Source organism: Janthinobacterium sp. 1L-D-8-B-C4, from assembly GCF_057291295.1.
In genome coordinates, this window is record NZ_JBXAVX010000009.1 from 66,227 (window position 1) to 81,844 (window position 15,618).

Annotated in this window: 15 protein-coding genes; 9 read left to right on the forward strand and 6 right to left on the reverse strand. The window is 61.6% G+C overall.

From position 1 onward, the window contains the following. Window positions 1-29 precede the first annotated feature (29 nt). The 4 genes from AC0Z42_RS16675 (at window position 30) to AC0Z42_RS16690 (ending at window position 4,909) form a co-directional block, all read left to right on the forward strand. Window positions 30-1,430 carry an MFS transporter gene (locus tag AC0Z42_RS16675; RefSeq protein ID WP_485469317.1) on the forward strand — a complete coding sequence of 467 codons (1,401 nt, stop codon included), beginning with the start codon at window positions 30-32 and terminating at the stop codon, window positions 1,428-1,430. A gap of 50 nt (window positions 1,431-1,480) precedes the next feature. After that, complete coding sequence (locus AC0Z42_RS16680) at window positions 1,481-2,293, forward strand: hypothetical protein (RefSeq protein ID WP_485469318.1); 813 nt, start codon at window positions 1,481-1,483, stop codon at window positions 2,291-2,293. A 166-nt stretch (window positions 2,294-2,459) separates the two neighbouring features. Beyond that, window positions 2,460-4,583: a GmrSD restriction endonuclease domain-containing protein gene (locus AC0Z42_RS16685; RefSeq protein WP_485469319.1), complete on the forward strand. Its 2,124-nt coding sequence runs from the start codon at window positions 2,460-2,462 to the stop codon at window positions 4,581-4,583. Window positions 4,584-4,639: 56 nt separating this feature from the next. Beyond that, window positions 4,640-4,909, forward strand: coding sequence for a hypothetical protein (locus tag AC0Z42_RS16690; protein ID WP_485469320.1), 270 nt, complete (start codon window positions 4,640-4,642; stop codon window positions 4,907-4,909). 3 nt (window positions 4,910-4,912) lie between these two features. Here the strand turns inward: AC0Z42_RS16690 and AC0Z42_RS16695 are convergent, their stop codons facing one another. The 3 genes from AC0Z42_RS16695 to AC0Z42_RS16705 all read right to left on the reverse strand — a co-directional run bounded on the left by AC0Z42_RS16695 (window position 4,913) and on the right by AC0Z42_RS16705 (window position 6,852). After that, window positions 4,913-5,344 carry a hypothetical protein gene (locus tag AC0Z42_RS16695; protein WP_485469321.1) on the reverse strand — a complete coding sequence of 144 codons (432 nt, stop codon included), beginning with the start codon at window positions 5,342-5,344 and terminating at the stop codon, window positions 4,913-4,915. 155 nt (window positions 5,345-5,499) lie between these two features. Beyond that, on the reverse strand, window positions 5,500-5,889 hold the full coding sequence (locus AC0Z42_RS16700) for an RcnB family protein (RefSeq protein WP_485469322.1): 390 nt from the start codon (window positions 5,887-5,889) through the stop codon (window positions 5,500-5,502). A 150-nt stretch (window positions 5,890-6,039) separates the two neighbouring features. Next, window positions 6,040-6,852 carry an SDR family NAD(P)-dependent oxidoreductase gene (locus tag AC0Z42_RS16705; RefSeq protein WP_485469323.1) on the reverse strand — a complete coding sequence of 271 codons (813 nt, stop codon included), beginning with the start codon at window positions 6,850-6,852 and terminating at the stop codon, window positions 6,040-6,042. Between the two features lie 163 nt (window positions 6,853-7,015). On the opposite strand from AC0Z42_RS16705, the gene AC0Z42_RS16710 reads away from it, so the two are divergent. After that, window positions 7,016-7,303 (forward strand): winged helix-turn-helix transcriptional regulator, encoded by a 288-nt coding sequence (locus AC0Z42_RS16710; RefSeq protein WP_485469324.1) that lies wholly within the window; start codon window positions 7,016-7,018, stop codon window positions 7,301-7,303. A 21-nt stretch (window positions 7,304-7,324) separates the two neighbouring features. Here AC0Z42_RS16710 and AC0Z42_RS16715 read toward each other — a convergent pair whose 3' ends face one another. Together AC0Z42_RS16715 and AC0Z42_RS16720 are read right to left on the reverse strand one after the other, a co-directional pair. Beyond that, window positions 7,325-8,095 (reverse strand): alpha/beta fold hydrolase, encoded by a 771-nt coding sequence (locus AC0Z42_RS16715; RefSeq protein ID WP_485469325.1) that lies wholly within the window; start codon window positions 8,093-8,095, stop codon window positions 7,325-7,327. Further along, window positions 8,092-9,108 (reverse strand): M14 family zinc carboxypeptidase, encoded by a 1,017-nt coding sequence (locus tag AC0Z42_RS16720; protein ID WP_485469326.1) that lies wholly within the window; start codon window positions 9,106-9,108, stop codon window positions 8,092-8,094. Before AC0Z42_RS16720 ends, AC0Z42_RS16715 begins: the two co-directional genes overlap by 4 nt. Before the next feature lie 186 nt (window positions 9,109-9,294). Between AC0Z42_RS16720 and paoA the strand changes: the two genes are divergently transcribed. From paoA to paoC, 3 genes are read left to right on the forward strand one after another with little or no spacing between them, the layout of a single operon-like run. Further along, entirely contained in the window at window positions 9,295-9,969 is a 675-nt protein-coding gene (paoA, locus tag AC0Z42_RS16725) for an aldehyde dehydrogenase iron-sulfur subunit PaoA (protein WP_485469327.1), read from the forward strand. Further along, entirely contained in the window at window positions 9,966-10,949 is a 984-nt protein-coding gene (locus AC0Z42_RS16730; protein ID WP_485469328.1) for an FAD binding domain-containing protein, read from the forward strand. Before paoA ends, AC0Z42_RS16730 begins: the two co-directional genes overlap by 4 nt. After that, the gene (paoC, locus tag AC0Z42_RS16735) at window positions 10,946-13,144 is read left to right on the forward strand and encodes an aldehyde oxidoreductase molybdenum-binding subunit PaoC (RefSeq protein ID WP_485469329.1); all 2,199 of its coding nucleotides are present in this window, start codon (window positions 10,946-10,948) and stop codon (window positions 13,142-13,144) included. The genes AC0Z42_RS16730 and paoC overlap by 4 nt, the downstream gene beginning before the upstream one ends. A gap of 4 nt (window positions 13,145-13,148) precedes the next feature. Here paoC and AC0Z42_RS16740 read toward each other — a convergent pair whose 3' ends face one another. Next, window positions 13,149-14,807, reverse strand: a complete 1,659-nt coding sequence (locus tag AC0Z42_RS16740; RefSeq protein WP_485469330.1) for a methyl-accepting chemotaxis protein — start codon at window positions 14,805-14,807, stop codon at window positions 13,149-13,151. Window positions 14,808-15,039: 232 nt separating this feature from the next. On the opposite strand from AC0Z42_RS16740, the gene AC0Z42_RS16745 reads away from it, so the two are divergent. Further along, window positions 15,040-15,540: an arsenate reductase ArsC gene (locus tag AC0Z42_RS16745; protein ID WP_485469481.1), complete on the forward strand. Its 501-nt coding sequence runs from the start codon at window positions 15,040-15,042 to the stop codon at window positions 15,538-15,540. The last annotated feature ends 78 nt before the right edge of the window (window positions 15,541-15,618 follow it).

Consider the following 15,618-nt stretch of genomic DNA (forward strand, 5'->3'; position numbering starts at 1 on the left):
CTTGCAATCACCAGTGTTTACAGTGGGGCATGAAAAACTCCACCATCCCCGTTTCCAAGAACGCGATTCTTGCCATTATCCTGGTCAGCTATGTGATGATCGTGCTCGATACGTCCATCGTGCTGACCGACCTGCCGAACATCCACCGCGAGCTGGGCTTTGGCGACACCGGCCTGGCCTGGGTACAAAGCGCCTATACGCTCGGTTTTGGCGGCTTCATGCTGCTGGCCGCCCGCGCCGGCGATACCTTCGGCCGGCGCCGCATGCTGATGCTGGGCCTGTCGCTGTTTACGGTTGCCTCGCTGGCGATCGGCCTGGCCCGCTCGCCGGCGGCCATGGTGGCCGCGCGCGCCGTCCAGGGCCTGGGGGCGGCGATCCTGGCGCCGTCCACTTTGGCCTTGCTGCAAACCACGTTTGCCGAGGGGCAGGAACGCACACGCGCCATCTCGTTATATAGCGCGGTGGCCGGCATTGCCGCCAGCGTCGGCCTGGTGCTTGGCGGCGTGCTGGCCGAATGGCTGTCGTGGCGGGTGGGCTTCTTCATCAACCTGCCGATCGGTATCGCCATGCTGTGGGCGGCGCGCCGTTTTATCCAGGAAAGCGAACCGGTCAAGGGCCGCTTCGATGTGGCCGGCGCAGCCAGTTCCACCCTCGGCATGACGGCGCTGGTCTACGGCCTGATCCGTTCAGCCAGCGCCGGCTGGGGCGATACCTGGACGCAAGTCTCGCTGGCAGCAGGCCTGCTGTTGCTGGCGGCGTTTATCCTGATCGAAAAGCATGCCAGCCAGCCCATCATGCCGCTGCGCCTGTTTGCCAGCCGCCAGCGTTCGGCCGCCTATGCGGCGCGCGTGCTGTTCCTGGGCGCCATGATCGGTTTCTTCTTTTTCGGCACGCAGTTCCTGCAGGTGGTCAAACATTACTCGCCGTCGCTGACGGGCCTGGCCTTCCTGCCGATGACCCTGGTGAACTTTGCCGTGGCGCTGCGCGTGCCGGCGCTGACGCGGCGCTTCGGCAATGCGCTGCTGCTGGCCGCCGGCCTGGCCTGCACCCTGGCCGGTATGGCGTGGCTGAGCCTGGCCAGTGGCGATACTGCGTACTGGCTCGGCGTCGCACTGCCCATGGTCCTGATCGGCGCAGGGCAGGGCATGGCCCTGAGTCCGCTGACGGTGGCCGGTGTCCAGGGCGTGCCCAAGGCGGACGCTGGCGCCGATTCCGGCATCGTCAACGTGGCGCATCAACTGGGCAATTCGCTGGGGCTGGCGGTGCTGGTGGCCGTGGCCGCCATCGGCGCCGGTGCCAGGACGGGCGTGGCGCTGATGGCGCACCGCGTCACGTTTGCCCTGTCGAGCGCGGCCGGCATGCTGGCGCTGGCCTTGCTGCTGGTGCTGGCACTGCTGGTGCGGCCAAGGCGCAAGACGGCTGGTCTATAATCGCGGCAACGTTGCCACCGATGGCGCGACATATAAAGATGGAAGCGCGCATGCACAAATTGATTTCTCAACTGGCCAGACTCTACCTGCTTGAAGGCCAGCAAGATACGGATGGCCGGCCTGTTACGCCCGAAGTGCTGGCGCGCCAGGTGGCCGGCGGCCCAGCCGTGGCAGCCAACCTGGTCAGCGATGCCGGCCTGACGCGCGCCCTGGTGCTGGAGTTTGGCGGCAAGGGCGGCGGCGAAAAGCACTGGAGCGACTTGTGCGTGATCGCCAACGCCGTGCAGCATGAACTAGACCTGCCGGCACCTGCCGTCAGCATCTCGGGCCGCACCTCTTTTTACTTGTGGCTGTCGCTGGAAACCCCGGTGCCGCAGTCTCAAGCGCGCCAGTTCCTGCAATTGCTGCGCACCGTATTCCTGCCCGCCAGCACCGACATCCTGACCGCCGCACCGGCCGCCTTCCTGGAATCGGTGGAACTGCCGCCATGCCTGCAGCCCTCGGGCAAATGGGCGGCTTTTATCCACCCCGGCATGGGCGCTTCGTTTGCCGACGAGCCGGGCCTGGACATGCCGCCGCCGTTGCCGGCCCAGCTCGGTTTCGTGGAAAGCCTGCGCAGCATGACAGCTGCGCAGTTCGCCAAGGCGCTGGCCGTGCTGCAACAGCATGCCGGTGTCGCGCCGGTAGCTGCTGCTCCCGCTCCCGCTCCCGCTCCCGCTCCCGCTCCCGCTCCCACTCCCGCCATCGCCAAGGCGCCGCCATCAAATGGTGGCTTGCTGCTGCAGGACGCCACCCTGGAAGATATCGTGCAATGGCTGCATGCCCGCAATATCGAGCCGACCTTCCGTCATCGCCTGCCTTGATAGTGCGCCATGATGCCGGAAGTGGCACTTGATATCGTCGAGGCACGCTTGCTGGGCGAGCACGCCATTCCTGTCAAGATCAGCACGCCGTGCCGAACTGTACGATGCAGGAATGGCAATCGAACCTCTGGGCTTACTAGTCGCATAAAAATTTAAAAGGATCCTAGTGAAAGCCACCGAAGCAAACCTGCTCAAGTTTCTGCGTAAGTCTCCTCAATTTGTCATTCCGATCTATCAGCGCAACTATGCATGGACAGCTGCGCAGTGTCGCCAGTTGTGGGGTGATCTGATGCGCGCTGGCCGCGATCCGAATGTGACCGCGCATTTCATCGGTTCTATCGTCTATGTGGAGCGCGGCCTATCATCGGTCACCAGTCAGGAAGCATTGCTGGTCATCGACGGACAGCAGCGCCTGACTACTAGTGCCTTGCTCATTGCGGCCTTGGCCGGACACTTCGAGACCCAAGGGTTGGGGGAAGTGCTCGATGCATTTTCGAACAAAAAGCTTCGCAACTACTACCTGCTCAACCCGGACGAAGAAGGTGAGCGCCATTTCAAATTGATCCTGTCAGAAACCGACAAGGAAACCCTTCTCGCTCTGCTGCAAGGCACACCGTTGCCGGCGGAAGCCAGTAGCCGCATTACCGAAAACCATACCTTGTTTCAGAATTTGATTGCGGAAAATCAGTCGGAACTGGAAGCCATTTGCCACGGCCTGGCCAAGCTCATGATTGTCGATGTGTCGCTCGATCGTGCCCAGGACAACCCGCAGATGATCTTCGAAAGTATGAACTCCACAGGTCTGGAGCTTAGTCAAGCGGATCTGATCCGCAATTACATCCTGATGGGGCTTGAGCCGAAGCTGCAAACCAACCTCTACAAAGCTTACTGGCGGCCAATGGAAAAGGCCTTCGGCCAAGCTGCCTACGTGCTGCACTTTGATGCCTTCATGCGACATTACCTCACTGCGAAGACGGGAGACATCCCTAACGTCCGTGACGTATATGATGCGTTCAAGGCCTTTGCACGCAACTTCAAGGGCGACATTTCTGATCTGGTGGCCGACATCTACGTTTATGCATCCTACTATTGCGCCATGGCCTTGGGTACGGAGACCGAGGTGCGGCTCAGGCAAGCTTTCCACGACCTGCGCGAACTAAAGGTCGATGTGGCATATCCTTTTCTGCTAGACGCTTACCACGACTATAAGCAAGGCCGTCTGAACGCTGAGGAAATACTGCGAATTATTCGCTTGGTGGAAAGTTACGTGTTCCGGCGCGCTATCTGTGCCATTCCCACCAATTCAATGAACAAGACCTTCGCAGGACTGAGCCGAACGTTAAAGAAAGACCGTTACCTTGAGAGCGTACAGGCTGCATTTATGATGCTGCCGTCGTACCGCCGCTTCCCAGGCGATGACGAGTTCCAGCGAGAGGTCAAGGTGCGTGACCTGTATAATTTCCGGAGCCGTAGCTACTGGCTGCGCCGTTTGGAAAACAACGAACGAAAAGAACGCGTCGTCGTCGAAGAATACACCATTGAGCACATCCTGCCTCAGAACGAAGATCTGTGCGACGAATGGCAGACAGAGCTCGGCAAAGAATGGCAGCGTGTTCAGCAGCAATGGCTACACACCTTGGGCAATCTCACTCTCACAGCTTACAACAGTGAATACAGCGATCGTCCTTTCGCTTACAAGCGTGATCGTGTCATTGACAAGAATGGCAACCCGGTTGGATTTGCTCACAGTCCATTGAAGCTGAACCTCGGGCTTGGCAAAGTGCAAGCATGGGATGAGGCAGCCATCATGGCTCGCGCCGAGCGCCTGTCCAGTGATGCCACGCGCGTTTGGATATCGCCGCAACTGGCGGAAGATGTGCTCGACGCCTACAGGCCGCGCTCAGCCAAACCTGGCCAGACATACAGCATTGCTGATCATCCGTTCTTGGCGTCGGGCTCTATGCGCGAATTGTTCGAGGCGCTGCGAAAAGCGGTTCTGGCGCTGGATCCATGCATCAATGAAGAGTTTCTTAAACTTTACGTGGCCTACAAAGCAGAAACGAACTTCGTTGACGTTGTCCCTCAGGCCAAGCGTTTACTGCTGGTACTCAACCTTGGTATTGAGGACATCGAAGACCCCAAGGGCCTGTGCCGTGATATCTCCAATATAGGCCGATGGGGGAATGGCGATGTCGAAGTCGGGTTGAACAATACCGATGAACTGCCATATATATTAGGCTTGGTCCGGCAGTCTTTCGAGCGACAGATGGGTGGTTCCCAAAACGACTGATTTGATCAGGATGTGTGGCGGGTGTTGGGGTCGGATCTGCCATTGTGGACGCACGCTTGCTGGGACCGCAACTCATTCCTGTCATGGTCAGGTTCAGGACTGAAGTCACGGAACACGGGATCGCCGAGCTGTATGCAGCGCTTGATTTTCTGATCGTGCACTGCCAGGATCACGACACCGTGCCGAAGACGTTGGCAGTGCCCTTTGTCTATATCTACAACGGCTCTGTGCAGGGTGAGGCCGAGCTGGTCCCGCAACATCAGCGCCGGCTGGCGGATGTGGTGAGTGCCTTGCAGGACAAAGCGTATCGGCTGTTTGGCGCATGAGTGCTACCGCAGAGCGTGGAATCGTTCAGTCTCGAGTGAGCGCTGCGCGTCAGCGCTTAAATGCAGTGCATTGACCCATCTGGCGATCGCCGTGGAGTCCGGATCCATGGATAAATAAGCCTCGGCGGCTGGCCAGAATTGCTGTATCGAGAACGTGCCGAGTTTGACCAACGCGTCACCCAATAGCGCTTTATTGGTGTAAGCCGATTTCCGGTAATGATGGAAAAGCGTGGCAAGCGTATCGCGATAAAAGGCCTGCGCTTCATCGTCCGCGTGCTCGGTGGTCAGAAAAGAGCGCAGCACCTCAAGCACTGGCGCTGGAATTTCCAGGTCGCCCGCCGGCTGCCAACGTGTTGCTGCCAGCCAGTCACGCAATATCTGCTTATTATCTGTCATCATTTTGGGTTTCAGGTTGATCTGTTGTCGGACATTCATGCGTCTTTTTCAGGCATTTTAATCCGTTCCATACAATCGATGCGCCACCATGAGTAACGCAGCGTCCTGGAAAAGCCGTGGCAATATCATTGTTGAACAAACAAAAAACCGCACCCCTTTCGAGGTGCGGTTTTGTTCATGGTAGAACAGATAGATTAATTCGACAGCAGGATCTGCGTAATCACGCCGGTGGCAATCGCTGCCAGCACATAATCATTGCCGGCACGCACCCAGTGCTGGCCGCGTGGCGGCGCGTTCAGGTGACGAGCTTTCCAGTCGCTGACGACGTAGCGGTTGTCGCGGTATTCCTGGCTCAGACGCTGGCCGCGGCGCAGGTCGTGTTTGGGACCGCCGCCGCGCGAGTCGTCGCGCCTGAACTTGCGCGCATCGTCATGGCGTCCGTCATTGTCGTGTTGCTGGCCGTGGTCGTTGCGGTCATTATGGTCATTGCGGTCGTGGGAGTCGTTGCCACGCTGGGCCAGGGCGCTGCCGCTGGCGGCGATGCTGATTGCAATAAGGGCCGATACGATCATTTTCGATTTCATTTTTGTTCTCCTTGATAACACGGTTGCGATGTGGTGAATCCATTACACCGTGATTCCGTCCTAACAGATAAGACGTTCCCGTAAGAAATGTTACAAGACGTTTCACGCGGCCGTGACATTTGCGACCGCCTGGCAGCCGCTTTTGAACTCCTACAAACCCGGCGACATGCCGCCATCGACCCGCAGGTTGGTACCGGTAATGTAGCCGGCCAGCGGGCTGGCAAGAAAGGCCGCCAGATTCGCGATGTCGTCGATCTGCCCGACGCGCCCGACCGGCACCTGTGCGAACAAGGGCAGCACGGTGCGTTCAATCGTGGCCCATGGTGCATCCATGTCCAGGCCATGCTGGAGCGCGGCCTCACGGAATTTACGGTCCAGCGTGGCGCTGTGGATGGTACCCGGGGAAATTGCGTTCACGGTAATGCCCTCGGCTGCAACAGCCTTGGCCAGCGATGCGGTCATGGCATTGATCGCCGCCTTGCACGCCGCATAGTCGGGGCCGCCCGCTGGCGGCATCGTGGCGGCCAGGCTGGAGATATTGATGATGCGGCCCCATCCGGCCTGGCGCATCGCCGGCAGCAGGCGGGTGGTAACGCGCAGGGCGGCGAGCACGTTGCGGTCATACGTCGCAGCCCAGGTTGCCGGCTGCGTCGCGGTCCAGTCCTCCTTGACGGTACTGGAGCCACCGGCGTTGTTGACCAGGATATCGATCATGCCGGCCTGCCGGGACGCCTCGTCGAGCAGGCCTTGCACGGCATCGTCGTGCGTCAGGTCGCCCAGCACCACGTGGGCGCGCCCGCCATGTCCGACGATGGCATGGGCGACCTCGTCGGCCTGCGTGCGGTCACGGCCATGTACGATGACGATGGCGCCTTCCAGTGCAAATTTGCTGGCAATGCCGGCGCCGATCCCCTTGCTGCTACCGGTGACCAGTACCTTTTTTCCGTCCAGTTGCAAGTCCATCCTGCTGCCTTCCTTTCAGTGTGAGGAAGTTGCATGCTAGAGTGGGGCGATGAACCAGACAAGTACGCACCTTTTTGTACCCATCAAGATAGCTTCCGCGCAGCATCGTGCAAATTGCCTCGGTCCGGACGGCGCCGTTGCCCACGTCAGCCGGGTGATCCGCATGATTCAGGGTCGCTGGAAGCTGCCGATCCTGTTCCGTTTGTATGCGGGCGAGGCGATGCGCACGCTGCAAATGAAGCGAGACCTGCCTGGTATTTCGCAAAAGGTGCTGACCCAGCAATTGCGCGAACTGGCGTCCGATCTTCTTATCGAACGCATCGACTTCAATGAAAAACCGCTGCGCGTCGAATATCGCTTGTCTTCGCTTGGCCGCGAACTGATGCCGGTGCTGATAGCTGCGCGCGCGTTTTCGGTCCAGCACGCAGCCGAAAGCGACACACTGGCTTGAAGCTCCAGGCAACAGTTTTTATCAGGTTTTTCGCTCCGCTCCGCCCAGCCATTGCGCCACCGTCTGCGCCACCCAATGCGGCTGGTCGAGCGGCAAGTCGTGGCCCGCGTCGGGATGGATTTCATACGCCGTCTGCCAGGCGCGCGCCAGTTGATGGGAACAGCCGGGGTCGACCAGCCGGTCGCGGCTGCCTGTCAATACCAGCAACGGCATCGGCGGGCAACTGGCCGGGGCGCGAAAGCGGGCCGCCGACAGCAACTGGCGCAGCGCATTGCGCCGGCTCACGGGATATTGCTGCTGGTACTGTAACCACCGATTTACCAGTGTCGCATTGCCCGTGCCATATTTAAAACTGGTCAGCCGCAAGATCAGCGCTTCCTGGCTGGCCTGGTCGCCGAATAGCAACTGGCGCAGCAGGGCCGGATAATTCTGCCAGCGCAGGCGGCGGTAGAATGGGCTGTACGGTCGCATGCTGGTATTGATCAGCACGCAGGACGCTATCTCCTGCGGATAGGTGCTGGCCCATGCGACGGCGACCATGCCGCCCAGCGACAGGGCCAGCAATCGATACGGTGGCGCCAGCCCTAGCGCCAATAAATCCTGGCGGCAGAACGCCACCATGTCCGCCACGCGCGTGGCGCTGTCGAGCAGATGGCGCTGGCCGTTGCCGGGCAGGTCGGGGGTAATAATCAGCGCATCGGGCAGGGCCGCGCCCAGCGTCGCGGGAAAGTCGCCCCAGTGCCGCTGCTCGCGCATCAGGCCACGCAGCAGAACCCAGGTGCCACTATTCATGATTCATACCACTGCGCCAGCGCGCGCTTGCGATGGGCCTTGCGCGCCAGGCCTTCCGGCATCCAGCGGCCGTGACTGTTGGCCGCGCGCATCAAAAAGTCGAACCACACCAGGTGGCGCCGCAGCACGCGCTGCAATCGGTGCGCGGCGGTCGGGTTGAAAATGCCGGCGCGGTTGAACAGCTGGCGCGGATTTTTCTTGACCCATAGCCAGGAACCCATTTCCAGCGTCAGCGGCAGGAACACGCGCTCGCTGTCGCAGGTAGCCCGCAAATACAGGTAATCCCACAGGTCGCCATGGGTGCGGTATTGCCGGCTTTGCGGCTCGAACACATAGTTGTGGTTGGGGTAAGTGCGGCTGTACAGTTCTTCCAGTGCGCCGATATCGGCCAGGTGGGCAATCGGCGTGGCCGTGTGGGCGTGCGGAAACCAGATGCGGTCGCGCAGGCCGAAGCCGGAATGGCAATCAAGGGCGATGCTGAACTGGCGCGACAGCAATTCGCGTTCGACCAGCTCGCACACGGCCTGGCTTTCCACCTGCATCGGCGTGCCTTCCTGGCCCCGGTACCAGGGCAGCTTGTTGCTGTAGCGCTGGCCGCCGAGCAGGAAGGGCACCGCTTCACTGGCGGACAACGGCGCATTGCGCATCAGGTCCACGCCTTGCGGATTGCTGCGCGTGCCTTGCCACATGCCGCCCGGGTTGACCAGCGGCATGAAGACCAGGCGCATCGATTCAAGCTGCTGGTGCAGGGTGCTGTCCCATTGCAGGCGCGCCAGGATGCTTTGCAAAAAGGCCAGGATCACTTGCGTGCCGATCCGCTCCAGCCCATGGATGCCGCCAAAAAATCCCAGCACCGGCACATCGGGACTGGGGTTGCCCAGCGCAATCGTATACACGGGAAAGTCGCGGCCATCGATGGGGATGCTGCAGGGTGCGGCCACTTCCAGGTGGCGGCCGCCTTCGTCGATCAGGCGCCGTAGCATGACCAGTTCGGGGAGATTCTTTTCGATCATGGGTGACGCGGAAAAAGAAGGTGCCCCAGTGTAGCCGATATGGCCGGGTTTCAGCCGCTCTGCGTTCAATAATGTACGTTCGCGTACAGACCTTTTTTCCTCTGCGCCTTACACTGATTCCTGGGCCGGCATGCGCCCACCCAGCCAATAGCAGCGAGCGACACAATCAGCCAGGAGGACGCAAGGATGGACAAGGTCAACAACAAGATGAGCGATATTAATACGGGCCGGCGCGATGTGCTGATTGCGGGGGCCTTGTCGGCCACTGCGGCGGCGATGCCGGGCATGGCTGCGGCCCAGGCTGCCAATGGGTCGGCTGCCGGCACCGGCGCCCCATCAGCGCCACCCGTGATGGCCGGCGTGCACTTCGAGATCAACGGCAAGGCGCATGCGCTGGAGCTCGACACGCGCACCACCTTGCTCGACGCCTTGCGCGAACACCTGCACCTGACGGGCACCAAGAAGGGCTGCGACCATGGCCAGTGCGGCGCCTGCACCGTGATTGTCGACGGCCAGCGCATCAATTCCTGCCTGAGCCTGGCAGTAATGCACGAAGGATCGAAAATCACCACCATCGAAGGGCTGGGCACGCCGGAAAAACTGCACCCGATGCAGGCCTCGTTTATCCGCCATGATGGCTATCAATGCGGCTACTGTACCCCGGGCCAGATCTGTTCGGCGGTGGCGGCGCTCGGTGAGATCCGCCGCGGCATTCCCAGCCATGTCAGTGCTGACCTGAACGCGAAACCGGAAGTCACGCCGGAAGAATTGCGCGAACGCATGAGCGGCAATATCTGCCGCTGCGGCGCCTATTCGAATATCGTCGACGCGATTACCGATGTTGCAGGGAGGCCGGCATGAAGGTCTTCAGCTACCAGCGCGCCACCACGCCGGCCGAAGCAGCGGCAGCTTCGCTGCGCACGCCGGGCGCCAAATTCATTGCCGGCGGCACCAATCTGCTCGACCTGATGAAGCTCGAGATCGAGGCGCCGCCGCACCTGATCGACGTCAACGGCCTGGGCCTGGACCAGATCAGCGCCACGCAAGACGGCGGCCTGCGCATCGGCGCCCTGGTGCGCAATACGGCCCTGGCCGCCGATGACAAGGTGCGCCGCCACTACGGCGTGCTGTCGCGCGCCTTGCTGGCCGGTGCTTCGGCCCAGTTGCGCAACAAGGCCACCACGGGCGGCAACCTGCTGCAGCGCACTCGCTGCCCGTATTTCTATGACACCAATCAACCCTGCAACAAGCGCAATCCCGGCAGCGGCTGTTCGGCGATTGCCGGCTTCAGCCGCCAGCTGGCCATCGTCGGCGGCAGCGACGCCTGCATCGCTACGCATCCCTCCGACATGGCGGTGGCGATGCGCCTGCTTGACGCCGGGGTTGAAACCGTGCGCCCCGACGGCGCCACGCGCACCATCGCGATTGCCGATTTTTACCGCTTGCCGGGCAATACGCCGCAGATCGAAACGGCCTTGCAGCCGGGCGAACTGATCACCGCCGTGACCTTGCCGAAACCGCTGGGCGGCACGCATGTGTATGCCAAGGTGCGCGACCGCGCCTCGTATGCGTTTGCGCTGGTGTCGGTGGCCGCCATCGTCATGCCGGACGGCTCTGGCCGCGTGGCCTTGGGCGGCGTGGCACCGCAGCCGTGGCGCATGGCGCAGGCGGACCAGGCGATGGGGCAGGGCGCCGCCGCAGTGAGCAAATTGTTGCTTGCCAACGCCAGGCCGACCAAGGACAACGCCTTCAAGGCCACCCTGGTGCAGCGCACCCTGGCTGGCGTGCTCAGTGGAGTGCCGACGCAAGCGCGCGATTCTGCGCAGAAAGTGACATCATGAAATTTACCACCCCCGCCACTACCAATCCCATCGACAAGCTGCGCTATATCGGCCGCGCCACCGACCGCATCGATGGCCCCCTGAAAACCACCGGCACGGCGCCCTATGCCTATGAACAGCACGAAGCGGCGCCGAACGCCGCGTATGGCCATGTGCTGGGTGCGGCGATTGCCAAGGGCCGCATTGCGTCGATGGATACCAGCGCCGCACTGCGCGCACCGGGCGTGCTGGCCGTTGTCACGGCCGACAACGCAGGCAAGCTGGGCAAGGGCAAGATGAACACCGCCAAGCTGCTGGGCGGCCCCGAGATCCAGCATTACCACCAGGCGATAGCGCTGGTGGTGGCCGAAACGTTCGAGCAGGCGCGCGCCGCGACCAGGCTGATCGAGGTGAAGTATGTAGAACAGAAGGGCAAGTACGACCTGGCTGCCGCGAAAAGCTCGGCCACCAAGCCCAAGGATGAAAAGCCCGATACCAGGGTCGGTGATTTTGCCGGCGCTTTTGCCGCCGCGCCGGTGCGCGTCGACGCCATCTATACCACGCCGGACCAGTCGCACGCCATGATGGAGCCGCATGCTTCGATTGCCGCCTGGAACGGCGACCAGCTGACGGTCTGGACCTCGAACCAGATGATAGACTGGGGCAAGGGCGACGTGGCGCTGAACCTGGGCATCCCGAAAGAAAAAGTGCGTATCGTCTCGCCGTATATCGGCGGCGGCTTTGGCGGCAAGCTGTTCGTGCGCGCCGAAGCCGTGCTGGCCGCGCTCGGCGCGCGCGCCGCCCAGCGCCCGGTCAAAGTGGCGCTGTCGCGCCCGCAAATGATGAACAACACCACGCATCGCCCCGCCACTATCCAGCGCCTGCGCATCGGCGCCACGCGTGCCGGCAAGATCACCGCCATCGGCCATGAATCATGGTCGGGCGACCTGGAAGGCGGCAAGCCGGAAACGGCCGTAATGCAGACGCGCCTGCTGTATGCGGGTGCCAACCGCATGACGGCGATGCGCCTGGCCGTGCTGGACCTGCCCGAAGGCAACGCCATGCGTGCCCCCGGCGAAGCGCCGGGCCTGATGGCGCTGGAAATCGCCATGGACGAGCTGGCCGAAAAACTCAAGATGGACCCGATTGCATTTCGCATCCTGAACGATACCAAAGTCGACCCTGAAAAGCCGAGCCGGCCATTTTCGCAGCGCCGTTTGATCGACTGCATGCGCACCGGCGCGGTGGAGTTCGGCTGGAAAGAGCGCAGCGCACAGCCCGGCGCCAAACGCGACGGCCGCTGGCTGGTCGGCATGGGCATGGCGGCTGCCTTCCGCAACAATATGGTGATGAAGTCGGCCGCCCGCGTGCGCCTGAATGCCCAGGGCGTGGTGACGGTGGAAACCGACATGACCGATATCGGCACCGGCAGCTACACCATCATCGCGCAGACGGCCGCTGAAATGCTCGGCGTCGAGCTCGACAAGATCGTCGTCAAGCTGGGCGACTCGGACTTTCCCGTCTCGGCCGGTTCCGGCGGGCAGTGGGGCGGCAACAGTTCCACCGCCGGCGTGTACGCAGCCTGCGTGAAATTGCGCCAGGCAGTGGCTGGCAAGCTGCAGATGGACGCCAATGAAGCGCGCTTTGCCGACGGCCAGGTCAGCGCGGGCGACCGCAACGTGCCGCTGGGCCAGGCTGCCAAGGATGGCGAAATCGTGGCCGAAGACCATATGGAATACGGCGACCTCGACAAGAAGTTCCAGCAATCGACCTTCGGCGCGCATTTTGTCGAGGTGGGGGTCGACGCCTACACGGGCGAAGTACGCATCCGGCGCATGCTGGCCGTGTGCGCTGCCGGCCGCATCCTCAATCCCAAGTCTGCCCGCAGCCAGGTGATCGGCGCCATGACCATGGGCGCCGGCGCGGCCCTGATGGAAGAACTGGTGGTCGACCAGCGCGGCGGTTTTTTTGTGAATCACGACCTGGCCGCCTATGAAGTGCCGGTGCACGCCGACATTCCGCACCAGGAAGTGATCTTCCTGGAAGAAACCGACCCGATGTCGTCGCCGATGAAGGCCAAGGGCGTGGGCGAACTGGGCATTTGCGGCGTGGCGGCGGCGATTGCCAACGCCATCTATAACGCCACCGGGGCCAGGGTGCGCGAGTATCCGGTCACCTTGGACAAGTTGCTGGATAAATTGCCGGCAGTTGCCTGAGTAATTAACCCAGCGCCGGCGCGCCGCCGGCCGGCAAGCTCAACGTTGCCGGCTTGCGGCGTGCCTTGCGTACCGCGCTGGCGGCCGGATGCGCCTCTTCAGGCGCCATCACCACCGCATCGTCGACCGTAAAGAAGCCCACCACGCGCAGCAGGGTGGCTGCTTCGCTATGAACCGATTCGGCGGAAGCGGCCGCTTCTTCGACCAGCGCTGCGTTTTGCTGGGTGACATTATCGATATCGGTGATGGCGGCGTTGATTTCGCCAATACCCGATTCCTGCTCGGCGCTGGCCGAGGCGATCTGCGCCATGATGCCTGTCACGCGCTCGACGCTGGCCACGATCTCGGCCATGGTGTCGCCAGCCGCATGGGCCAGCACGCTGCCGGTTTCAATCTTGTCGACCGAGGCGTTGATCAGCTGCTTGATTTCGCGCGCCGCCGTGGCCGAACGCTGGGCCAGGTTGCGCACTTCGCCGGCGACGACCGCAAAGCCGCGTCCTTGCTCGCCGGCACGGGCCGCTTCGACAGCAGCGTTCAGCGCCAGGATATTGGTCTGGAATGCAATGCCGTCGATCACGCCGATAATGTCGACGATCTTTTTTGCCGCCGCGCTGATGTCGTCCATGGTGCCGACCACATCATCGACCACGCTGCCGCCTTTTTTAGCCACCTGCGAGGCCGACAGCACCAGTTCATTGGCCTGGCGTGCATTACTGGTGTTGCCTTTCACGGCGGCCGTCAGCTCTTCCATTGACGAGGCGGTTTCCTGCAGCGCGCCCGCCTGGTGCTCGGTGCGGCGCGACAGGTCCAGGTTGCCGGTCGACAGTTCGCGCGAGGCGGTGTCGATGGTTACGGCGCCGTCGTGCACCAGCTTGACGGTCTCGCCCAGGCGCACGGTCATATTGTGCAAGGCGTTAAGCAGCTGGCCCACTTCATCGTTTCGTTCCTGAACTTCAATATGGCGCAGGTCACCCTGGGCGACGCGCTCGGCAATATGCACCGCATGCTGGAGCGGGACCACGATGCTGCGCGTAATCGCCCAGGCCAACGCGGCACCCGTGATCAGCGCCAGCGCGCCAAAGGCCAGCAGGGTGGCCACGCTGCTGTTGTACTGGCTGGCCGAGGCGGCTGCCAGGGCGTTGGCTTCTCTGGTCTGGTATTCGAGCAGCCGGGACAGCGCCGCGGCATATGCCGTGAACGTGGTTTTCATGCTGGTGCCGGTCAGTTGCTCGACCTCCTGGGTGCGGCCCTGGTCCTTGAAGGTGAATACTTCCTTGCGCACGGCAAGATAGGCTTTCTGGCTTTTGGCGAACTCGTCAAACAGCGCCGCCTCGGTGCCGTTCTTGGGCAAGGCTTTCATTTGCACCATCAAACGCTCGACGGTCTTGTCGCCCAGGGTCAGCTGGGCCTGGAAATATTCGCCCGTTTCCAGGCTGTCGCTCTTGGCGATCGACATGGCGCTATTGCCATTGAGCTTGGCATTGCCCAGCAGTTCGGAAGCGAGCTGCTGCTTGGCCAGCTTGTCCTTGACCAGGTAATCGGTATTGTCATTGGCCGCATGCAGGCGCCACAAGGCGATGCCGGTAATGCAGGCCATGACGAACAACACCATGGCGAACGAGATCAGGACCCGGGGTCCGGTTTTCAACTGGATGAATTTCATGGTGTGGGAGCGCTTTTCGGTTGTCTGCTGACGGATTGCTGATGAGAGCAAGCGTAGCAGGCCAGTGTGACGCAATCATTACATCATGGAAATTATTTTTGTTGAAAAATCATTATTGCTTTTGGGCGAAAGGGGCCTGCGTCATCATCCTGTCAAAGTGCGTGGATAAGATGGCAAGCCTGAACCCCGCAGGCCGTGCCTGTTTCAACTGGAGACTTATATGCAAGATGACATGCAGGAAAAAGTGTACAAGGTGCTGTTTGTCTGCACCGGCAATTCGGCGCGCAGCATCATGGCGGAAGCCTTGCTGACCACCATGGGCAAGGGGCGTTTCAAGGGCTATTCGGCCGGCAGCCAGCCGAACGGCACGGTCAACCCGCATGCGATCGAGCAGGTGGCGATCACCGGCTACCCGCTTGGCGAACTGCGCAGCAAAAGCTGGGACGAATTTGGCGTGGCGGGCGCGCCGCAGATGGACTTTATCGTTACCGTGTGCGACAACGCGGCGGGCGAAACCTGCCCTGTGTGGCCCGGCCATCCGATGTCGGCCCACTGGGGCTTTGAAGACCCCGCCGCCGTTACCGGCAGCGACGAGGAAAAGCGCGCCGCCTTCCACCGCATCTTCCGCCAGATCATGACGCGCATGAATATCTTTACCAGCCTGCCGCTGCATATGCTGGAAAAGAATGCCATCCACCAGGAAATGCAGGCAATCGGCGCACGCGCGGCCTGAGCCGGCAAGGCATATACAGCGGCGCAAGGCCCAGCGTTGCTCCCCTTGTCTTGTGAAACGATTAACGGAAATAACTTT

Excerpts from the sequence above, each read along its gene's own strand:
- AC0Z42_RS16675 (WP_485469317.1), top strand. The coding sequence starts at position 30 with ATGAAAAACTCCACCATCCCCGTTTCCAAGAACGCGATTCTTGCCATT.
- AC0Z42_RS16680 (WP_485469318.1), top strand. The coding sequence starts at position 1,481 with ATGCACAAATTGATTTCTCAACTGGCCAGACTCTACCTGCTTGAAGGC.
- AC0Z42_RS16695 (WP_485469321.1), bottom strand. The coding sequence starts at position 5,344 with ATGAATGTCCGACAACAGATCAACCTGAAACCCAAAATGATGACAGAT.
- AC0Z42_RS16700 (WP_485469322.1), bottom strand. The coding sequence starts at position 5,889 with ATGAAATCGAAAATGATCGTATCGGCCCTTATTGCAATCAGCATCGCC.
- AC0Z42_RS16705 (WP_485469323.1), bottom strand. The coding sequence starts at position 6,852 with ATGGACTTGCAACTGGACGGAAAAAAGGTACTGGTCACCGGTAGCAGC.
- AC0Z42_RS16710 (WP_485469324.1), top strand. The coding sequence starts at position 7,016 with ATGATTCAGGGTCGCTGGAAGCTGCCGATCCTGTTCCGTTTGTATGCG.
- AC0Z42_RS16715 (WP_485469325.1), bottom strand. The coding sequence starts at position 8,095 with ATGAATAGTGGCACCTGGGTTCTGCTGCGTGGCCTGATGCGCGAGCAG.
- AC0Z42_RS16720 (WP_485469326.1), bottom strand. The coding sequence starts at position 9,108 with ATGATCGAAAAGAATCTCCCCGAACTGGTCATGCTACGGCGCCTGATC.
- paoA (WP_485469327.1), top strand. The coding sequence starts at position 9,295 with ATGGACAAGGTCAACAACAAGATGAGCGATATTAATACGGGCCGGCGC.
- AC0Z42_RS16730 (WP_485469328.1), top strand. The coding sequence starts at position 9,966 with ATGAAGGTCTTCAGCTACCAGCGCGCCACCACGCCGGCCGAAGCAGCG.
- paoC (WP_485469329.1), top strand. The coding sequence starts at position 10,946 with ATGAAATTTACCACCCCCGCCACTACCAATCCCATCGACAAGCTGCGC.
- AC0Z42_RS16740 (WP_485469330.1), bottom strand. The coding sequence starts at position 14,807 with ATGAAATTCATCCAGTTGAAAACCGGACCCCGGGTCCTGATCTCGTTC.
- AC0Z42_RS16745 (WP_485469481.1), top strand. The coding sequence starts at position 15,040 with ATGCAGGAAAAAGTGTACAAGGTGCTGTTTGTCTGCACCGGCAATTCG.